This window comes from Dyella flagellata, assembly GCF_030160275.1.
In the GTDB taxonomy this organism is placed as follows: domain Bacteria; phylum Pseudomonadota; class Gammaproteobacteria; order Xanthomonadales; family Rhodanobacteraceae; genus Dyella_B; species Dyella_B flagellata.
In genome coordinates this window covers 93,058-111,442 of the sequence record NZ_BSOA01000015.1, presented here as the reverse complement: position 1 = coordinate 111,442, position 18,385 = coordinate 93,058, and the positions used below count along the sequence as shown (strand labels likewise).

General features: G+C 59.8%; 18 protein-coding genes. 10 read left to right on the top strand and 8 right to left on the bottom strand.

Features of this window, described 5'->3' with window-relative positions:
- Positions 1-80 precede the first annotated feature (80 nt).
- From QQJ96_RS09440 to QQJ96_RS09430, 3 genes are all read right to left on the bottom strand, one after another.
- The gene (locus QQJ96_RS09440) at positions 81-1,877 is read right to left on the bottom strand and encodes an amidohydrolase family protein (RefSeq protein WP_284331740.1); all 1,797 of its coding nucleotides are present in this window, start codon (positions 1,875-1,877) and stop codon (positions 81-83) included.
- A gap of 501 nt (positions 1,878-2,378) precedes the next feature.
- A complete protein-coding gene (locus QQJ96_RS09435; protein ID WP_284331739.1) occupies positions 2,379-3,326 on the bottom strand; it encodes a CPBP family intramembrane glutamic endopeptidase in 948 nt (315 codons plus the stop codon).
- 150 nt (positions 3,327-3,476) lie between these two features.
- Positions 3,477-5,021, bottom strand: coding sequence for a glycoside hydrolase family 30 protein (locus QQJ96_RS09430; RefSeq protein ID WP_284331738.1), 1,545 nt, complete (start codon positions 5,019-5,021; stop codon positions 3,477-3,479).
- Between the two features lie 349 nt (positions 5,022-5,370).
- Here QQJ96_RS09430 and QQJ96_RS09425 point away from each other — a divergent pair, with 349 nt between their 5' ends.
- Positions 5,371-5,643, top strand: coding sequence for a hypothetical protein (locus QQJ96_RS09425; RefSeq protein WP_284331737.1), 273 nt, complete (start codon positions 5,371-5,373; stop codon positions 5,641-5,643).
- 48 nt (positions 5,644-5,691) lie between these two features.
- Here QQJ96_RS09425 and QQJ96_RS09420 read toward each other — a convergent pair whose 3' ends face one another.
- Complete coding sequence (locus tag QQJ96_RS09420) at positions 5,692-5,865, bottom strand: hypothetical protein (RefSeq protein WP_284331736.1); 174 nt, start codon at positions 5,863-5,865, stop codon at positions 5,692-5,694.
- Between QQJ96_RS09420 and QQJ96_RS09415 the strand changes: the two genes are divergently transcribed.
- Both QQJ96_RS09415 and QQJ96_RS09410 read left to right on the top strand, forming a co-directional pair.
- A complete protein-coding gene (locus QQJ96_RS09415; protein WP_284331735.1) occupies positions 5,864-6,607 on the top strand; it encodes a hypothetical protein in 744 nt (247 codons plus the stop codon). The genes QQJ96_RS09420 and QQJ96_RS09415 overlap by 2 nt on opposite strands.
- A gap of 136 nt (positions 6,608-6,743) precedes the next feature.
- Positions 6,744-8,102 carry a hypothetical protein gene (locus QQJ96_RS09410; protein WP_284331734.1) on the top strand — a complete coding sequence of 453 codons (1,359 nt, stop codon included), beginning with the start codon at positions 6,744-6,746 and terminating at the stop codon, positions 8,100-8,102.
- 113 nt (positions 8,103-8,215) lie between these two features.
- On the opposite strand, the gene QQJ96_RS09405 is transcribed toward QQJ96_RS09410, so the two are convergent.
- Positions 8,216-8,611 carry a DOPA 4,5-dioxygenase family protein gene (locus QQJ96_RS09405; protein ID WP_284331733.1) on the bottom strand — a complete coding sequence of 132 codons (396 nt, stop codon included), beginning with the start codon at positions 8,609-8,611 and terminating at the stop codon, positions 8,216-8,218.
- Between the two features lie 195 nt (positions 8,612-8,806).
- On the opposite strand from QQJ96_RS09405, the gene QQJ96_RS09400 reads away from it, so the two are divergent.
- From QQJ96_RS09400 to QQJ96_RS09385, 4 genes are all read left to right on the top strand, one after another.
- Complete coding sequence (locus QQJ96_RS09400; RefSeq protein ID WP_284331732.1) at positions 8,807-9,694, top strand: LysR substrate-binding domain-containing protein; 888 nt, start codon at positions 8,807-8,809, stop codon at positions 9,692-9,694.
- A 96-nt stretch (positions 9,695-9,790) separates the two neighbouring features.
- Complete coding sequence (locus QQJ96_RS09395; RefSeq protein ID WP_284331731.1) at positions 9,791-10,432, top strand: DUF6348 family protein; 642 nt, start codon at positions 9,791-9,793, stop codon at positions 10,430-10,432.
- A 164-nt stretch (positions 10,433-10,596) separates the two neighbouring features.
- Complete coding sequence (locus tag QQJ96_RS09390) at positions 10,597-11,046, top strand: hypothetical protein (RefSeq protein WP_284331730.1); 450 nt, start codon at positions 10,597-10,599, stop codon at positions 11,044-11,046.
- Positions 11,047-11,765: 719 nt separating this feature from the next.
- The gene (locus QQJ96_RS09385) at positions 11,766-12,086 is read left to right on the top strand and encodes a hypothetical protein (RefSeq protein WP_284331729.1); all 321 of its coding nucleotides are present in this window, start codon (positions 11,766-11,768) and stop codon (positions 12,084-12,086) included.
- Positions 12,087-12,155: 69 nt separating this feature from the next.
- Here the strand turns inward: QQJ96_RS09385 and QQJ96_RS09380 are convergent, their stop codons facing one another.
- A complete protein-coding gene (locus tag QQJ96_RS09380; protein ID WP_284331728.1) occupies positions 12,156-13,280 on the bottom strand; it encodes an alpha/beta hydrolase in 1,125 nt (374 codons plus the stop codon).
- Positions 13,281-13,800: 520 nt separating this feature from the next.
- Between QQJ96_RS09380 and QQJ96_RS09375 the strand changes: the two genes are divergently transcribed.
- Both QQJ96_RS09375 and QQJ96_RS09370 read left to right on the top strand, forming a co-directional pair.
- Positions 13,801-14,874: an alginate lyase family protein gene (locus tag QQJ96_RS09375; protein WP_284331727.1), complete on the top strand. Its 1,074-nt coding sequence runs from the start codon at positions 13,801-13,803 to the stop codon at positions 14,872-14,874.
- On the top strand, positions 14,871-15,656 hold the full coding sequence (locus tag QQJ96_RS09370) for a hypothetical protein (RefSeq protein WP_284331726.1): 786 nt from the start codon (positions 14,871-14,873) through the stop codon (positions 15,654-15,656). Before QQJ96_RS09375 ends, QQJ96_RS09370 begins: the two co-directional genes overlap by 4 nt.
- 114 nt (positions 15,657-15,770) lie before the next feature.
- Here QQJ96_RS09370 and QQJ96_RS09365 read toward each other — a convergent pair whose 3' ends face one another.
- Both QQJ96_RS09365 and QQJ96_RS09360 read right to left on the bottom strand, forming a co-directional pair.
- Positions 15,771-16,472: an anti-sigma factor family protein gene (locus QQJ96_RS09365; RefSeq protein WP_284331725.1), complete on the bottom strand. Its 702-nt coding sequence runs from the start codon at positions 16,470-16,472 to the stop codon at positions 15,771-15,773.
- Positions 16,469-16,960 (bottom strand): RNA polymerase sigma factor, encoded by a 492-nt coding sequence (locus QQJ96_RS09360; protein ID WP_284331724.1) that lies wholly within the window; start codon positions 16,958-16,960, stop codon positions 16,469-16,471. The genes QQJ96_RS09365 and QQJ96_RS09360 overlap by 4 nt, the downstream gene beginning before the upstream one ends.
- Positions 16,961-17,081: 121 nt before the next feature.
- Here QQJ96_RS09360 and QQJ96_RS09355 point away from each other — a divergent pair, with 121 nt between their 5' ends.
- Positions 17,082-18,308 carry a S8 family serine peptidase gene (locus QQJ96_RS09355; protein WP_404649284.1) on the top strand — a complete coding sequence of 409 codons (1,227 nt, stop codon included), beginning with the start codon at positions 17,082-17,084 and terminating at the stop codon, positions 18,306-18,308.
- The last annotated feature ends 77 nt before the right edge of the window (positions 18,309-18,385 follow it).

The window sequence follows — 18,385 nt, the reverse complement described above, 5'->3', positions numbered from 1 at the left end:
TCAGAGTGAGCCGCGTACTACTTTTCGCAAGAGCAGGAAGGAGGTGCCTGAAGCATTTAGCAACCTCCTTCCCTATGGCGTTATAGCGCTTTGTCCGCCGGTACACCGGAAAACCCAGCTACCGTACGTAAGGCATCGGCATCCATCAGCACCCCATCCATCATCACGAGTTGGGTTTGACGCAGTTCGCCGATGTTGACTTGCGGGTTGCCGTTGACCAGCAGCAGGTCGGCAGCCTTGCCCACTTCGATGGAGCCGGTGCGGTTGTCGGCGCCAACCAGGTGTGCCGGCACAATGGTGGCGCTTTCAAGCGCTTCGGTGGTGGTGAGTCCGGCGCCCACGTAAAGCTCAAGCTCGCGCACCAGTTCCATGCCATAGCCGTCCGTTCCCGCGACGATGGGCACGCCGGCCTTGTGCAGGACACCCACCAGACTTTGCAACTTGGCGAAGCTGGCGCGGTAGTCTGCGCGTGTGAGTCCCGCGGGAACAGCCAAGCCGCCTTGGCGCAAGCCACGTTCGAAGCTCGCGGGTAATGTGCCGGCAAACGGAGCATATGCAGGCGAAAGATTGCCGTTGTCCTGGACGTAGAAGGCCTCGACGACTGCGAGCGTAGGATCGGCAGTGATCTTGCGTTGCGCCATCGTTGCAATCAGAGATTTCATCGGCTCCGCATTGAGGTCAACATCCTTGGCTAGGCGTGCTGGCCCCTCTACACGCTTAAGGCCGGCAGCCGAAGTCACCGAATCCGGCATGGCCTGCATGATCACGTAGTAGATGTGGGTAAGCTCATCGTAACCGTCAGCAATAGCCTGTGCGGGGCGCATTCCTACGGGGAGGTGCCCATGCACATGCAAACCCAGGCGATGTGCCTCGGCAGCCGTGGCGCTCACCCATGCGGGATTGAACGAACCGTAGATCTTTATCGCCACAAAGCCGTCGGCCTTCGCTTGTCGTACCAGAGCAAGAGCCTGGTCTTGGGACGTCGCGACACTGCCCACTTGCGCGGTGTAAGGACTTTTGCCATCGATCAGCGATGAAGGGTAGACGTGCGGAAGCAGCAGTTCACCCTTAGCGCGTCTGGCCGCGCGCGATAACGTAAGGGGATTGACGTTGCCGGGATCGCGTACGGAGGTGATGCCCAGCGATAGCAGCACCGGACCAGTCGAATCGCCTTCTACGTGCTGATGCGCGTCCCACAGGCCGGGCACCAAGGTTTTCCCAGTGCCATCGATGACGTCTGCGCCCTTGGGCACAGGTATGCTGCCGGACGGACCGACCTTTGTGATGAGTCCATGATCGACGACAACGGTTTGGTCGTCGGCGAATCGATTTCCATCGACGAATGCGCGCACCTTTACAAACGCGATGGGTGCGGCGGGTTCTTTCAGAAACTTCTGCGCGATGTTGCGCGAACGCAAAGCCAATGCATCGGTCTGCGCCTTTTGCAGCATCGGAACCGCGCTTTCGTAACCCTCAAGGATATAAGACAGCGCCAATGAGTCGATTTGGGCGAACATCTTGCCCGCTCCATCGGCCCATATCACGAAGGGCGTATTGTTGACACCCGTAATGACATAGGCGATTACTTTCTTCTTTGAAGCGCCATTGCCGACGAAGGCATTAGCGAGCACTTCGGCATGAGCCTGGCCGCTAGGTAACATGGCTAACGATTTGTCGGCCCGAGCGAGCAAGGCCTCGATGAAGTCGGCTTGCAAATCAAACGGGCCGCCATAGCTGAGGTACTCCGCGGGCGAATGATAGGGCGCCGAGCCAGCATCCACCGCGCTCTTCCATGTAGCTACATCTTTTTTGATCGCAAATGTTTCGGCAGCGTCGCCGAACGATGTGCGACCACGAACGACAACACGATCGAACATGCCGTCGCTGCCTGTGTGTGAGGCACTATCCGTTTCGTTGACGAGGCCACGCAAAAGCGAGCTTTCCCGCCCCATCCTGGTGCCGTCGGAAGCCACCCACCGCGTGGAGGTCCCATGCCTCGCAGTAGTAGACACGATAGCGAAGCGCTGTGCCGTGGGTGGTGGCGTGGCCAGATCACTAGTCGGTGTTTGTCCGCTGGCTAGCAACGGAACACTGAGGCAGAAAGCAACTAAGGCGGTCACCTTGCGCATACCATTATCTCCAATGGCTCGTTATCAGGTGGTACATCGAATTGGGCGCGATCTAGTTCCTCTGAGTCATTCAGGACTAGAGATCGCAGCGGATGATGCCATGCCATGGCGGAGGGATGGCAGGCCGCCAAGCGAAGGGTGCGGCCGATCACACAAATCCTGCGTGAGCACGCCCCGTCATTCTGGCATTTGCTGAATTGACGGGGCGATTAAAGGCGGCCGAAAGACCATGCTTACAGTGCTCAGCAGCTAGGCCGCTGCTTCCAAAGAATCGATCTGCGCCACGGATTGCTTACGGCGTATCCAGGCAGGTGAAACGACGCAGCCGCGTTTCAGGGCGATGATGAGCAGCACCACTGACAACGTAGTGCATGTAAACAGGGCGATCACCGATGCCTCGGCGCCGAACGATCCGCCGGTGAGCCAATCGGGACCGGTGCGGGTAGAGACCAGCCAACCATCTGCCGACGTGCCTGAAACGGGAATGCCATAGACCGTACCCTGGCAGAAATTCCACGCGCAGTGCAGGCCCATACACAACGGCAATGAGCGTGTGACCATGTAAAGCAGGCCAAACAGGAAGCCGGCCTCGATCGTGATGGCGGCCGAACTCCATAGCGTGGCGCCCGGGTTGCTGATGTGCGCCAGGCCAAAGAACAGTGCCGAGACGATCAACGCCGCCCAGCTGCCAAAGCCTTCCTCCACGATGCGAAAAAGCGCGCCGCGAAACAGGATCTCCTCGCCAATGCCAGCGCCAAGGCCCACCATCAGCAGCGCCGTCACCCAATTGGCATGCGGATTGAAACCCGTGACATGGTAGCTACCGAGTAGCCACATCACGCCCACGACGGTGCTAAACAATAGCGTGCCTATCAACAACCCGGTCAACGCCCGAGAAAACATCGTGCGCGACACCAGTTCGGTAGGCGTGCGACGCTCGATGAAACGAGTCAACAGCAAGAAGGCGGTCAATTCCGGCACCGTGCGCCCAAAAAACTGACCCAAGCCCGCCTGCAAGGGAGGGGCACCATGCGTCCATCCCAAAGCATGCAGCGCCTTGGTTACCAGCATGACACTGGGCACGAACACAGCGATAAATATCACCAGCCGGGCGACCGACGAATACAGCAACCAACGCTGCCAAGCCGGCACCCCGACGGGCATGGCAAAAGCGACCTTTTGGCCAGAAACGAACATTATTAATTCCCCTATAGACGTGATTGCAGTATGGCAGTTGCTGCGGGTACGCGCACAGTGGCGTTGGTCATCCCTGCCGGAGGTCACTGCAGGAGAGTGCAACGTGGCTCCCGAGGACTATGGCGCACCTCGATTGCGTAACCCCTTGCCCTAGCGACTCCTATTGAACCAATCGAGGGCGCGCCGCATCCATGCTTCCGTGCGGCCCGGGTTCCACACGAACGTCGCCACGCTTTGCGGCGGCATCGTGTATTCGAAGCGAGTCTGCCCTTGGGCGATCGAGACAGGATGCTCAGACGCATTGCTGTTTACGATCACCAGTACGATCGATCCGTCAGTGGCATTCTGGAATGCCACGTTGTTGAAGCCCTTGTCGGTCATGGTCGATTCCACCCGAACGGCGCCGGGCAAGACGAATCGGCTGAAGTGCGCCAGCGCGTAATATTCGTCGTTGCGGCCTACCTCACCTGTATGGGAGTTGATGGTGACGACGCCCTTGCAGGCATCACAACCGCCGAAATGCGGGCCGTGTTGCTCGTCGAGTGCCAAGTTCCAATACACGACGCCACGAGCCCACTGCCTGATACCGGTGACCAGCAGCTCTCGGGTAAACCAAAGCAACTCGCCGTTTGCGCTCGATGCCCAATCGCCTCCGGAGCACTCGGTGATGTAGGTGTCTTTTTGGGGGGACGCACGATGGACACGGCCTTGGGCGTACTGGCTACCCTCATAGCAATGCCAAGCAACGCCATCGATATAACGCGCGGCATCGGGAGTCGCCAACATGCTCAATGGTTGCTCAGGCTGACTCCAGTTGTGGTCCCATTCCCAAATCTGGGTTTTCTGCTTGCGGCTCGCCAGCTTCGGGCCGAGGTATTGCGCGACGATGCGCGCCCGTGTCGCCTCAGGCACTTCCATGCCCGGATACGTAATGGGTACGAACCCGGGCTCGTTCTGTAAGGTCACCGCGAAGATGGGGATACCGTAACCCAGATATGTGTCGAGATACTTGACGAGATAGTCCGCGTACGTACTTTCGTACTGCGGCAGCAACTCCCCGCCAATAAGGTTCTCGCTGGTCTTCATCCACGCCGGTGCGCTCCATGGCGAGGCGACGATGCGCAGCCCCGGATTGATGGCAAGGATCTGGCGCACCGTCGGTATCACGTCCTGCACGGTCGGCGTGACATTGAAATGCTGCAGTTGCGGGTCGACCTGGCCGAAGGGAACATCATCCAGGGTGTACGGCTTCAGCGAGAAATCCGAAGCGCCAACGGTCAGGCGCATCATATTGAAGCCAAGAGCGGGTGGCGGGCCATACAGCTCGTGCAACAGGGCCCTGCGCTGGAAGAAATTCAGCTTGTGCTGGATCAACCACGCCGAGGAGTCGGTCATCGCCGCGCCGAAACCGACCATAGTTTGAAATCTTTTCTGGACGTCGATGACGATATCGGCGGGCGACGAGCCGCGGGCAGTCATTTCAATGTCGGGTTGCCGCTGCAGTTTCAGCCGACGATCCGCCGTGCTCAGCCACAGCTCGACGGTAGGCAAGATCGGCCGTGCGGATGGGACGACTTTCGGTTTTGCTAATGGCTGCGTGAAGCGCGGCGCGTCAAGAGCGACCAGTGTTACCAGGATGAGCAAGGCGATGAAGGCGATGACAGTGCGATAGGAATCCGGTCCGCGCTCATTCATGTAAGCAAATCACCGTGGCTCACGTTTGTCTGGGAGCCCTGTCGATCCTCCAAAGGTCACATCGGGCTGACTTGGCGTGGAGGAATCGTACACGCAAAGGCCTCCCTGATGGTTGGTTGAGAGGCTGTCGGCACTTTGTGAGCTTGTCGCGGCCGGAGCAAGGTTCGGTCAACTTCCGAAGGTCGCTTCGGGGCGGACGCTGGGCTTTCCAGGCGCACCGGCGGCCTGGGCTCGCCCGGCGCAGGAAAGTGGGAGAGGCTGGCATGGATCCCCTATGAGTTCCCTCGTTTCGGTTCCAGCCAGCTTTGCGCGACTATCCTGAAACGCGGACGAAACGTGAGATGCCGCCATGTCCGAGAACGCGAAGACTCCGCTCGAACACGTCAACGACTCCATCGCGCAGCTCAAAGAGATGCGCCACTACGCGAAGAACAACGTCGAGGCCCTAACAGCACAATGGTTGCTGTTCGACGGTGAGCTGAAGAAGCTCAAGCAAAGCGGAACGATCGAGACCTTGATGACCCATCAAAGCGAGCTGCACGACGAGCTGAACGAGGAGATCACCTCGCTTGAGAAACTGGCGGAGAAGCTGCAGCCGCCTTCACCTCCGCCAGAACCGTAGGCTGGGATGAAATCCCAGCATTCAGCCCATGCACGAAAGCTGGGATTATCATCCCAGCCTACGTGCGATCAGCAACATCCTGATGACTTCAAGCACATGACGCTCCATCCATGCCGGCCCTAGCGTCTGCGGCGGCAAGGTAACCTCAAAATGGGTGGGCACCATGGCGTCGTACTCCTCAGGCGTACTCCTGCTGGCCTTGGGTTTGGCCAGTCCAGTCATGGCTACCAATGCCCCTGGCGGCAATGACCTTACGCCCCAGTTGTCGGTGGGCCGGACGTACAGCAATGTGTTCTCGATCTATCGCTCGATCAGTGCGCCGGGCTATGACGATCGCTTGAGTCGTAACGGTGGTTCGGCAGACTATCGCGTGATCTCCGCTTCGCCGGGTGAGTGGCACTTCCAGTCCGCATGGAGCTATGGTGGCCAACAGCATGGGCAGGATGAGGATGCGCTGCGCGATCTGGGCGCCACTTACTGTTCCATCACCAATGGCGCCCTTACGAAATGCCAGCCCTATCTTGAAGCCAGCGGACTGCTCTACAACCCAGCTCTGTGGGGCGTGGCACCTGCGCGAATTTCAGCCGGCGCGAGCTGGAAGGTCGACCTCAAGACAGCCTGGGAGCTTGGTGGCAGCGATGGCACCCAAACGGTCACCGTGGTTCGTATCGATCCGGCCAACCACAGCGTGACGCTGATGCGGGAGGGAGACTCCGCGGGCGCGTATTCGGAAAGCGACCCGGCTACGGTTGAGCTGACTCATGGTGGCGTGAAGGAAACATTTGCGGTGGTCCCCGGGTTGTCCCACTGGAAGGGCTACACCACCTTCGTAAACGGTGTCGTCATCAGCGATGAGCTGCTGGTTACCCGAAAGGATGTGTTGCGGCGAAAGGATGGAACCCAACTGGACGCTACCGAACGGCGCATCATGCTGCTGAATGCGGCACCGTATCCTACGCTTTGACTGGCTAGGGCGCTTTTTCGGCACGTCGGCGACCCGAGCTACTTATCCTCGCTGAGCCTGGGGAAAGCCCTAGTTTCGCTCCCATCTAGGTCGGCCTACCTTCTCGGTCGCTAATGTCGAAGGAGGTCTTGACGCCATGTCCTTTCCCGTCGATGCCATCGCTGCCCGCTACGACGTTTCGCCGACCGACAACCAGGTCGATCAAACCAAGGTTGATGCGGCGTTGCGCATGATCCGCCCGGATGTGCCGATCAACCAGTCGCAGCTGGCCAATTTCATGCGCAATCCGAACCTGAACCAGGCCGAGCGCGACCAGATCATCCAGACCCTGGCGCGCGAAAATGGACAGCAGGTCCGCTTCTTTGCCAATGACGCGGTGCGCTCTGCAACGGGCGATCAAGCCTCGCTGCAGACTGATCAGCAGACCATTGCCGATGCCGTCCAGCAGGCCTATAGCGACGGTGCCGTCAACAAGGACGACCTGCTGCACATCGCCGATAGCAATGGAGCGGGAAATGGTGGGCAGCGTTTCATGGCCACTCTGCAGTGGGGCACCAGCACACGCGAGCCCAATGGGGTATGTGAGGTGCTTGCCGATGAACTGTGGGCGCGCAATGGCAACAGCGGGCTGGATCGTGCGAGTGCGGCGATGTTCTTCACCACCGATCCCAGCATGATGTCGCGCAACCTGAGTACGCCCGACGCACGCGCCCAGGCTTTCGAGGCCTTGGTCAATCTCAGCGACAAAGATCCATACAGCAAGCTGCCGGATACCCCGACCGCCACAGAGTGGCGCAACCAGGCCTTGGTCGCCGAAGGCCGTTTGTTCACCAGTTATGGACAGGAACTGGTGGATCGCTACACGGGCGTGGGGGCTGATGGCACGCCGATGCACACCGATGTGCTGGCCAAATTCATGAGCCAGACGGTGCTCAATCCGAATGCGAAGGACATCTGGCTCGACCGCTCGCGTGACCTTGTGCCAGCCATTCGCACCGAGATGAACAACGCCGCACAAACTTTTATCGACCGTGCCCAGCAACCTGGGGTCAGTACACAGGACCAGGAGCGTGCCATGCAGCAGCTCGGCCGCTTCACGTCAGCCGTCTCCGGTGCAACAGCCATGGCGTTGACCAAATACGACGCGCAGATCAATGCTAACGCGGCATCCAAGAAAGATTTCACCGACATGGTCAGCAAGATCATCGGCGTGACCCCGCTCGGGCCGATCGTCGGCAAGATTCCACTGGGCGAGGGCGACCAGCTGGTTCAAAATCTGGCTGGGGCGCTGTATGACGACATGACTCAAAATCCCGACCGCCCCAGTATCGCCATGGCCCGCACGTTATACGACTATGGCGCCGGGCAGGCCGAGTCCTTGAGCAATCAGGTCCACAACGAGGACCCGCGGATGGCCTTCGACTCCGCCTACTCCGCCGAATTGCTCAACCTGCAGCAAAGCCTCAACGTAAATCTTGGCGGGCATGCCAACTAGGTACGTGCGAGCAGGGGCGCGTTGACATCACGAGGCACCCAGGCAGATGGCCTGGGTGCCTGCTTTCATTTATCGATCAACTCGACGATGGGAATACGCGCGCGCCAAAAGCGTCAGAAGTCCGCTTTCCCGAAGCGCGCAATGCCTTGGTTTTTTCCCGGCGGGTCCAGCGTTGTCAGATCGAGTTCCAACGGTTCGCCGATCCAATGGGCCAAACTTGTGTGATCGGCAAGGTCGTCATCGGTTAGCGGGTGAACGAGCGCCCGGAAGCCCGATGCCTTGATGAAGTCGACAATGGCCGGCAGCGCCTCTTTCGTGAAATGAATTTCAAACTGCGGGATGGGGTGCGGTCCTTCCTTGCCGCTCTTGAGTTGGCCTACGAACAAGAGCGTGGGGATTTTTCCCGAGTCCATGGAATCGCGCAGGAGCGTCTGTGCCGTAGCGGCCAGGCCCCGTTGGGACGGTTCGAAATAGATATGCGCGTGGTACGGCGCATTGTCGGTGCTCACGGTTTTCGCTCCTCTATGGCCCGGCCGCTTGGTCAGCATCCTCAGATCCACGCAGGGTAGATCGAGTTGAAAGCTTGGCACAGTAACCCCCTGGGATAGGCGCGCCGGGGCCGGCGGTGCGTCATGATGTCCGCCTTGGTCTGCTTGATAAATATGCGATGATTTCACCCATTCCAAACCTATGGGTTGTTAATCGTGAACAAGCTGGCCAACATGGAAATGTTCGTTCGCGTGGTGGAAAGCGGAAGTTTCGCCGCCGCCGCGGAGGCGAGCCGGGTGTCGGCAACCATGGTCGCCAAGCACATCAACGACATCGAACAACGACTGGGAGCGCGCCTGCTTCATCGCACGACGCGGCGCCAGCAGCTTTCGGACGTGGGGCGCTTGTACTACGAGCGCTGCAAGCACGTGCTCGCGGAAGTGGAACTCGCCGAAGCAAGCGCATCGGAGCTGCAAGCGACCCCGCGCGGGCAACTGCGCGTGATCGCGCCGGTCAGCTTCGGTAGTCACATTCTCGTGCCGGCACTGAGCGACTACATGGCCCGGTATCCGGAGATCAGCATCGAACTGACCCTGGACAATCGCCGCCCGCAACTTGTCGACGGGGGCTTTGAGCTAGGTATCCATATTGGTGATATCAACGAGCAAGGCATCGTCGCGCGCCCATTGCGTCCTTATCGCCGAATACTCGCAGCATCGGCCAGCTATCTGGATCGTCATGGCCAGCCTGGGCACCCGGAGCAATTGAGTACGCACGACTGCCTTGGCCCCTCATATTGGCGAAGATTTGACCAATGGCTGTTCGTTGGGCCGGCCGGCACTACCTGCCAGGTCACCGTGCGAAGCCGTTTCACCGCCAATCAAGGCAACGCGCTTCGCATCGCCGCATTGAATGGGGCTGGCATCGTATTGCAACCCGAAGCCGTACTCGCCGATGACCTCGCCGCTGGCCGGCTGATTCCCGTGCTTCCCGAATGGTCGCTGTCACCCTCTCCGATGTATCTGATTTACGCGCAAGACGCGCGCCCCACAGCCAAGCTGCGCAGCGCGATAGACTTCTTGCTGGCCCGGTTGAACGCCTAGTATTCCCCAGACACCTCTATCGAAGATGGTCGCGAGGCTGGGAGCCACTGCCCATTTGTGAGAGGCTGTCGCGGCTGACAGCCCAGGAGTCATCCGATGAACGACAACGCCGTGCAAACTGAATTGCTTCGACTCTTTGAGCGCCACGGCGTGGAACTGGAATCGGATGAAGAGTGGCTCACCACGGATGGCGATTTTCCCGCCGTGCGCGGCAGCTGGCATGAGGGCGAACAAGGTGAGCCGGGCTGGTTGGATGTCGATGTGGTGATCGGCGAAGAGCGCCATGTCGAGGAGAGCTTTGCCGGCCAGGGCCGGGGTGAAGCCGGTGCGCGGGATGCACTGAAGGCGTTCGAGCGCGATGTCTTGCACGTGCTGTTGGCGGCATGCTGGTACGTCACCGACGATCGCCGCATTCAGCTGCAAAGCTGGGAGCTTGGCATGCGCAGTTGGGATGTATTCGCCGGCCCACTAGCGTTCGACCGTGACGGTGTGACACCGCCCGAAGGCTTGTTGCCGGGGTTGCATGAGGCACTTGGCAAGGAATCATTGAGCGGTGAATTGCACTGGGTCCGTCTGTTCTATCGCCGCAACGATGACGGTTCGGTGGTTACCGGGGCATTGCTGGACAACCAGCCATGGCAGGGTGGTGATCAGCTGATGGGCCAGTTGACCTGGCCGTCAACGGAGAAGGGATATAGCGCACGTTGCTTTATTGCGCTGGATATTCGCGATTACTGAGGTGGCGAATCGGTAGCGTGTAGGCTGGGATGATAATCCTAGCTTTCCATGCGGCATCATGATGCTGGGATTGTCATCCCAGCCTGCGCGCCAATCAGAGCAAGCGTGTCGATGCAACTTAGGGCAACTTACGTTGCCAAAAAACCAAACACAGGGGGAGTCGAATGTCCGCGGATGATGATCGATTTATCGAGCAGGTAATGCAGGAGTTCGAATTAGTCATCCAGAAGGAACGCCAGTCGGCCCCAGAGACGCCGTCGTTTCAGTCTCAGGAGGCCTATGCATGGCACCACTTTCGTGATGGCTTATTGCGGCCGGAATTGGACTCATTCCGAGTCCGCTTCAACGACAACTACCAGTCGCGCATCGAACGTGTCGGAGATGGTGTCAACAGCCTTGGCATAGTGCTGTTCAACATGCGACAACTCAGCTACCCCAAGGGCGGCATCCTTCGATTTTCCCACGCCCCCGTCCGCGACAAGGTCCATATCGAAACAGTTTTCGGGGACGAGGTCGTAGCTGCCGAAGACCGCCACGTCTTGGAGACGCATCTGCCTTGGGTGCACATCTGGTTCAAGAACCTTGTCTTCGATTTTCTCAAGAGGGCGCGGTAGCTGTGGCCGGTTAGCGCGAACATGTCAGCACGTAGGCTGGGATTAATCCCAGCTTTCCATGCGGCATCCAGATGCTGGGATTGCCATCCCAGCCTACGCGCTGCTTAATGCAGTTGATAGACCTTTTCGTAAAGGAGATTCAATCGATGTCACCGCGGATGTGGTTTACGCTCGTCCTTCGCTACCTTGCCGCTTCTGAAATATTCTATGGCCTTCGGGAGTTCGTCACGGCATACAACGTTCATGCAGGTAGTTACTCCATTAGTGCTACTGCCATGGCCTTCGTGAACCATGGGGTTGCGAGCACTGCCCTTGGCCTCATTGTTCTGTTGGGGGCCGCGAACATCTCCGCGCTCCTCGTGCCTCCGCTGCCCGCGAAGCAGGCCGAACCTCGCAACGCTGAGCCGTCAAACATATAGAAAATGGCGTCAGCTGATGCAGGTGCCTAAGGCGCACTGTATAACGTAGATTTCCATATCCGCTTCCGACACGAAGCGGTCGCGAGTGTTACGGCTGATGAGGATTTTAGGGGCAGGGTGTGAGGTGGGCAAAGTTGTGGAAGCGGATTTTTTCGGCGTTTTACGAAAACGTTGGAAGCGGCCTCATTGGGTCATCGATCTGAAGTCCGTTCAAAATGTTTCGTATCGAATGACAAGCGAACCAAAAGAAAAGTGACGTCTGCTTTCGATCCGAGCCGGCACCCCAACAAGGGATATGTCATGAAATGCCGCCCCTGGTGTTTGCTGCTTTCAATCGCATTGAGCGCCTGTGCGACTACATCGAAGGTCGGCAGTACGTACGCGGGCTCTTACTTCTACAACTTTGAATATGCGTACCTGACGCCACAAGGAATGGATGAGCATTGGTGTGTTGATGGCGATATGTTGCTTGCCGAGTTGGCGGGAGGGTCGGGATCTTCCGACGTGGTGGTTCAGGGGGTTGTCGGTCCGATCGGACACTATGGCAACCTCGGTGTGTGTCAGCGCGTTATCAAAGTGACGCGGGTGCTTGAGGTCAAGAGTCGACGTAAAGGTTCATGAGCACGTAGGCTGGGATGACAATCCCAGCTTTCCATGTGGCATCCCGGTGCTGGGATTGTCATCCCAGCGCTACTTGGCACCTCTGGAGCCTCCATCGGCGAGTGGGCGCACATACTCCACCAGTGAGATCAGCGTCTTGCCCGGCTCTTCCGTCATGACTTCATGCGCGGAATTTTCGAACCATACCAGCCGCTTCGATGGCGCCTGCAGTTTCCCGAACCAGGCCGCGGCGACGTTGGACGAGACGTTGTAGTCGTGTCTGCCGAGAAAGAGGAACACGGGACAGTCGATATGCCGCACATTACTGAAATCGACCGTGAGCGCCGTAGTGAGCAGCTTGCCAACCGAATATTGGCTGGCAACGCCGACCGCCTCCAGGTCGCGGTCGGTGTATTCAGGGGATAGCGACATGGCTGCGGCTTCCGCATCGCCACCGGTTCGCCGGTAGACCATGCCGCCATATTGGTTGAGCCACTTTCTTTGCGTCATCACGCTGGCGAGCGGTGCCGGATCGGTTCCCTGGGCGTAGGGGGCAATGGACTGCAGTTCCTGGATGGCCTTGGTGTTGCCGGCCTTGCGGGCCTCCCGCATCGCAAACGCCCAACCCTCACGCTCGCTCTCGGGCATGTTGGTCATCTGGCCGATGCCTATATAGGCGTAGAGCCAATCGGGATGGCGCTGCGCGAGCTCCAGCCCGAGGTAGGAGCCCCAGGAGTGGCCGAGCACGAAGATCTTCTTCTGCCCAAATTCCTTGCGCAGCCACGCTACCATTTCCTCGGCGTCGCCGATCATGCGTTCCGGTGTCATCGTGGGAGCAACGGCTGCCGGGTCGTTTGCGGCGTAGGTGCTGCCGGCGCCTCGTTGATCCCATTGCACCACAGTGAAGTACTCCTCCCAGCCGCGTTGGAAGTACCAGCTGGTCGGCATGGATACCCAGCCAGGGCCGCCGTGGATCATCAGCAATACGGGATTGTGGCGATCGCTGCCGCGAATGCTGACCCATTGGTCGATGCCGCCGATGCGCACCTTCTCGTGCAGATCGATGCCGTCGGGCGTGACGATGCGTTGCATGTCGGCAATGATCTTTACGGCCTCCGCCCGGTTGTGCGGAGAGGGCGGTTCCTCCGCGTGGAGGTTGGGCAGGGCAATGCAGGAGGCGAGTGCCGCAATAAACCACAACAATCCGTGACGCATGAACAGAAATCCTCTTGATGAACGCATTTGTGGAAGTACTCAGCAAGGCGCGCGCCAATAGCGACGACGGAGCCCACCCTTGCATCTACACCATTTGCGGGTACCGCAAGTATGCCGTGGGTCTGTCCGTGGACAGTCCGCGGACGTCCGACCGTCACGCGAGTATCGTGCTCCGGGCGGACAGGTCCCGTTCGCCTTACTCGTAGATAAATTGCCACGCGTCGCTCCAGGGCCGTTCGGTCATCCGGCCCCTTTGGAGCTGCGTTCCCCAAGCAGCGATCACGTCGTAGCCATTTGATCGCCGGCGAGCGCAACAAGGCGCGCTTGCCGGTTCCTGGCGATGAGTGATGGAAAAGCCATGTTCCACGGCTTTACCATTCGGGGCTCGCTACCTTGCCAGAGCGCAAAGCGTTTCTTCAGGGTCGAATAGATGACTAACAGGCAAATAGGTCGCGGCGTGAAACGGGATATTGGTGGACTTGGTGCCGGACATCGCGGCCCTTGGCTTCGTGCGGTGGTCATGGTTGCTATCCTCATGGCTTCGGGGTGCGCCAGCGATGCCGTTCGCCACAGCGCGGCATCGACACCGGAGGTGACTCTTGCATCGTCTGGTTCAGCCGCCTGGCCGAGCATGGGCGACATCGAATCGTTGCGCGCCACGCCTGCACGATGGCAGCCGCTGCGCAATGCCTGCGATCGCGATATCGGCTATGTGCCGCATCCGGTAAGCGATTTTTCACCGCCTCAGCATTACGTCGACCGCGAAGGTGAGCAGCGCATCGCCAAGCCGTTCACGGACGATGGCCATGCGGCTTACCGTGAAGCGCTGTGTTTTGCCATCAGTGGCGACCGGCGTTACGCCGTAGTCGGCGAGCGGATACTCGATGCCTGGGCGGCGAATGTGCAACGCATCGGCCAGGGTCAAGGGGTTGCCGATTTCAATTTCACGTTCCCCGAGTATGCATTGGCCGCAGCGATGGTTCGCACCGATGCCCAGTGGAATGATGCTGCGTTCCGTGCATTCGTGCGTCAGCGTGTATTGCCGATTTCGACAGCGTCACATGCCAACAACTTTGGCAACTGGGGAGTGCTGCTTGAGGCAAGCAGCGCGGTCTATTTGCGTGATCAAAGCTTGATGCAGAAAGCCGCGCAGCGCTGGCGGGCATTGATGCTGAGCCAAGTTGCACCGGATGGATCGATGGCGGCGGAAATTTGCCGAAGCAATACCTCCAACTATTGTGGTGGACCCGACAAGGGCGTCAATGGCCTGTCCTATACGCACTACGCACTGTATCCAACTGCGCTGGCGGCGGAGATCTTCCGCATTGAAGGGATCGATGTATACAAAGGCGATGCAGGTCACCTGCTGAGCCTGGCCTACGCCAGGGCCGCACAATGGACTTTGCATCCGGAATCATTTCCCTACTATGCAAGCAATCATGGGCATCTGAATGGTGTGCGCAATGCTGCTTACTTTCGGATATTGCAGCGAAATATTCCCTGCGACGACGGCCGCGCCGTGATCGACCAGGGACGCCTTGGCATGGATGGCTATGAGATCAATCTTCTTTACGCGGAAAAGGCTGACCCGTGACGCCCAAGGAAAAAACGATGAAGTGCCACCATTCATTCAAGTCTCTTTTGACGCTAGGCATCTTGGTCGGGGTTATCCAGGCCGCGCATGGTGCACCAACTGAGTCGTCGACATTCGTGATAGGGCCGGAGTCGGGCGATCCCCATTCGCATGCAGCCTTCCCGCAGTTGCCGAACGAAATCATCAAGGTGACGTCGCATGTGCGCGTGACCAATGCCGTCAACCAGGGACTCAACTTTTTCGCCATCCAGGTCAACTTTCCCAACCAGACCTGGGCGCACGGCGGGCCTCAGTTGGTGGGCGGCAAATATCAAATGAATTGGGGCGGCCTGGTGAGCCGTGGAGGCAGAGCTACCGATTATCGCGAGGAAAACCCCGCTTCGGACCTCCTGCTGATGCAAAATGCCAAGGATTCGGAGCGCAGCGCTCCGTACGCCTGGGTGGTTGGCAAAGAGTACGTCCTGACGATCGAGCGGGGAAAGCAGGTGACGTTTCCTCCCGGGCAATATGTCTTTATCGGGTCCGGCCCGGTCGTATCCCTACCCAACGTACGCACGATGTGGGAATGGAAATTCACGCTGAAGGCGGCGGACGGTCACGGCCCGGTCCAGGTGTCCACTTTGTATGATGCGGCGGACCGTATCTCCAGCTTTTATATCTGGAACGAATGCGGTTACGGTTCGTGCAACAAGGGGCAGAGCGCTATCTGGTCGATGCCGGTCTATACAGCGCTCGGAGCTTCCGGACAGGGAGAGCATGCTCAAGTATTTAGGCGGTTCTAACTGATCTACGGTCCGACGAATATATGGATGAGGCCCCCCCAATTCGCTCGCAAGCGGTAATCCCAGCTTTCGATGCGGCATCCCGATGCTGGGATTGCCATCCCCGCCTACGCGCTAGCGCCAGCCGGCTGCTCGCGCCGCGCGCTCCTGCTTCGCATCGAAAACCTTGCCGCGTAGGCGTTCATCAACCGCCGTCTGCACTTCGGGCGGCAACGCGCTGGCCGCCTGGCGCAGCTCACCCTCTTCGGATGGCGCCGCTGCGCCGAGCACAGGCAATGCCCAGCCCGCATCGCCATGACAGGCAAGGCCAGCGAGCGTGGGTGGCGTGCGCACGACGAAAGTGCGGCAAATGTGCCCATCGGCCTCACGAAAACTCAAGCCGATGGCGACCGGGGCATGCGCCTTCGGTTCGCTCGCCAACGCTTGGTCGAGTGTGAGGGCGAGGACGCCGGCGGCGTATGGCTGGCCGTTCCGCATGCGTGTCAGGCCCTGATCGGAGCGCCACCACCACACCGACAAAGCGACCAGTACCAGCGAGGCAGCCAGTGCAACTGCTGGTACCCAACGGCGCCGGGCAGGGCGGCGACGAGCGGCCGATACAGATGGTTGCAACAGAGCAGACAGATGCGCGGGCACAGGTTCGTCCAGCACCGGATCGAACATGGCCTGCAATTGCGTACGCAAAGCGCGCATCTGCTGCACGCGATCGGCAAGCACTTCATCGTGCACCAGCGCGGCATCGATGCGCGCCGCGGTGGGAGCGTCGAGTTCGCCATCCACATAGGCCTGCAAGATGTCGTCGTCGATAGGATTCATGCTTCTGTCCCAAGATGAGCCTGCAAAGTGGCGCGAGCGCGTGCCAAGCGGCTGGTGACGGTTCCCACGGGCACTTCAAGCAACTCGGCGGCCTCGCTGTACGACGTGCCTTCGACCAGTACCAATGCCACTACTTCGCGATGATCCGGCGGGAGTGCTGCCAACGCCATCGCCAACTCCAGTCGTTGCGCTGGCGGCGCGGCAGCGACATCGGCCACGGTGTCGCCGTCTTCTTCGGGCGCGAACAGGTTTTGCGATCGGTTGCGTGCACGCAGTTCGTCCCGCCATGCGTTGCGCGCGATCGCGAACACCCATTTGTCCAGTGCGGCATCGGGTCGCCATTGCTCGGCGCGCGCCAATGCCCGCTCCAACACCACCTGCACCAGGTCGTCAGCGTCCGCAACTTGCCACGCCAACGCCCGCGCCAGCCGACGCAGGCGCGGTAACAATGCAATCAGTCCTTCGCGCATGGCGTCGCTCGAATTCACACATCACCTGCCATTACGTTTGGAGGGGCGGATTCCTTCCATGGGGCGCTTCGGCGCGGTTCAAGGGGATAGAGCGTGGCCATGCTAGCATCCGGCCCGATTGCTCTGGAGGCCTCTGGCGATGTGCTTGCGCCGTACTCGGTTCGTTTCGGGCCTGGCCATCGTGCTGACACTGATGAGTGCGGCGCCGGTGCAGGCTCAGGTGCTCGGCCAACGGCTGCCGGGTTTGCCGGCTCCCCTCAACCCTGGCGTGCCGGGCGCGGTGCCTGGTGTGAGCCTGCAAGCAGTCGACAACCTGCTGCAACAGCCACTGGAACTCACCAGGAAGATGCAGATCGACAGCTTGCGTCGCCATGAACGCAGGCGTGTCGATCTTGACCCGCACGGAGCGCCGATTCTGCGCGGCGAATTTCTCGCCATGAACCTGTCGGGCGCGCCGCTCGACGCGGTGCTGGCGGCGGGCTTTACCAAGCGACCAGAGGCGTCGATGGAGGCGCTGCCGGAGTTGGATTTCGTGGTGCTGCATGACACACGCGACCGCAGTACGACACAGGCCATGCGTGCCCTGCAACAGGTAGCACCCAACGCCACGTTCACCTACCAGCATATTTACCTGCCGGCGGGCAGCAGCAGCGAAGCCCCTGCAACGACCTCTTCGGTATCCGCGCCGGGCGTGGCGGAACGACGAGTGGGAATGATCGACGGCGGTGTCGACCCTGCCGATCCCGCCTTGGCGCACGCACACATCGAGCAGCACGGGTGCAACACGGCAAAACCGTCGCGGCACGGCACGGCAGTCGCGGCGCGCCTCGTCGCCGGCGAGCCGGACACCTTGTTCGCAGCCGATCTTTGGTGCGGTGACACTGTCGGCGGCGCCACCTCGCAACTGGTTGAAGCGCTCGCGTGGATGGCGCACGAGCACGTGGCGGTGATCAATATCAGCCTGGTCGGGCCCGACAACCCGGTACTCGCGCGCGCCGTGCAGGCGATGCTCACGCGTGGCTATGTGCTGGTCAGCGCAGTCGGTAACGATGGCCCCGCCGCCCCGCCCCTGTTTCCGGCGGCCTACCCGGGCGTGATCGGTGTCGGCGGTGTCGATGCACACAATCGCGTGCTACCGGAGTCCGCCAGCGGCGACCAAGTGGCCTTCTGTGCATCCGGTGTGATCGGTAGTGGTCGCGACATGTTGCGTGGCACTTCGTTTGCGGCACCGATCGTTGCACGTAAGGCGCTCCGTTTGCTGGATGCGCCCACCCAAGGGGCTTCTGCCCAGGTACTGCAACAACTGATTGGCGAGGCCCGTGCCCTCGATCCCTCGCGTTGCGGCCATGGCCTGCTGTCGCCTTGAACCTGAATGCCGAGCAACCATAGCCCTTAGGTGCGGAAGGATCTGTTGATCGCAAACGTACAGGACCCTGCAAGCCG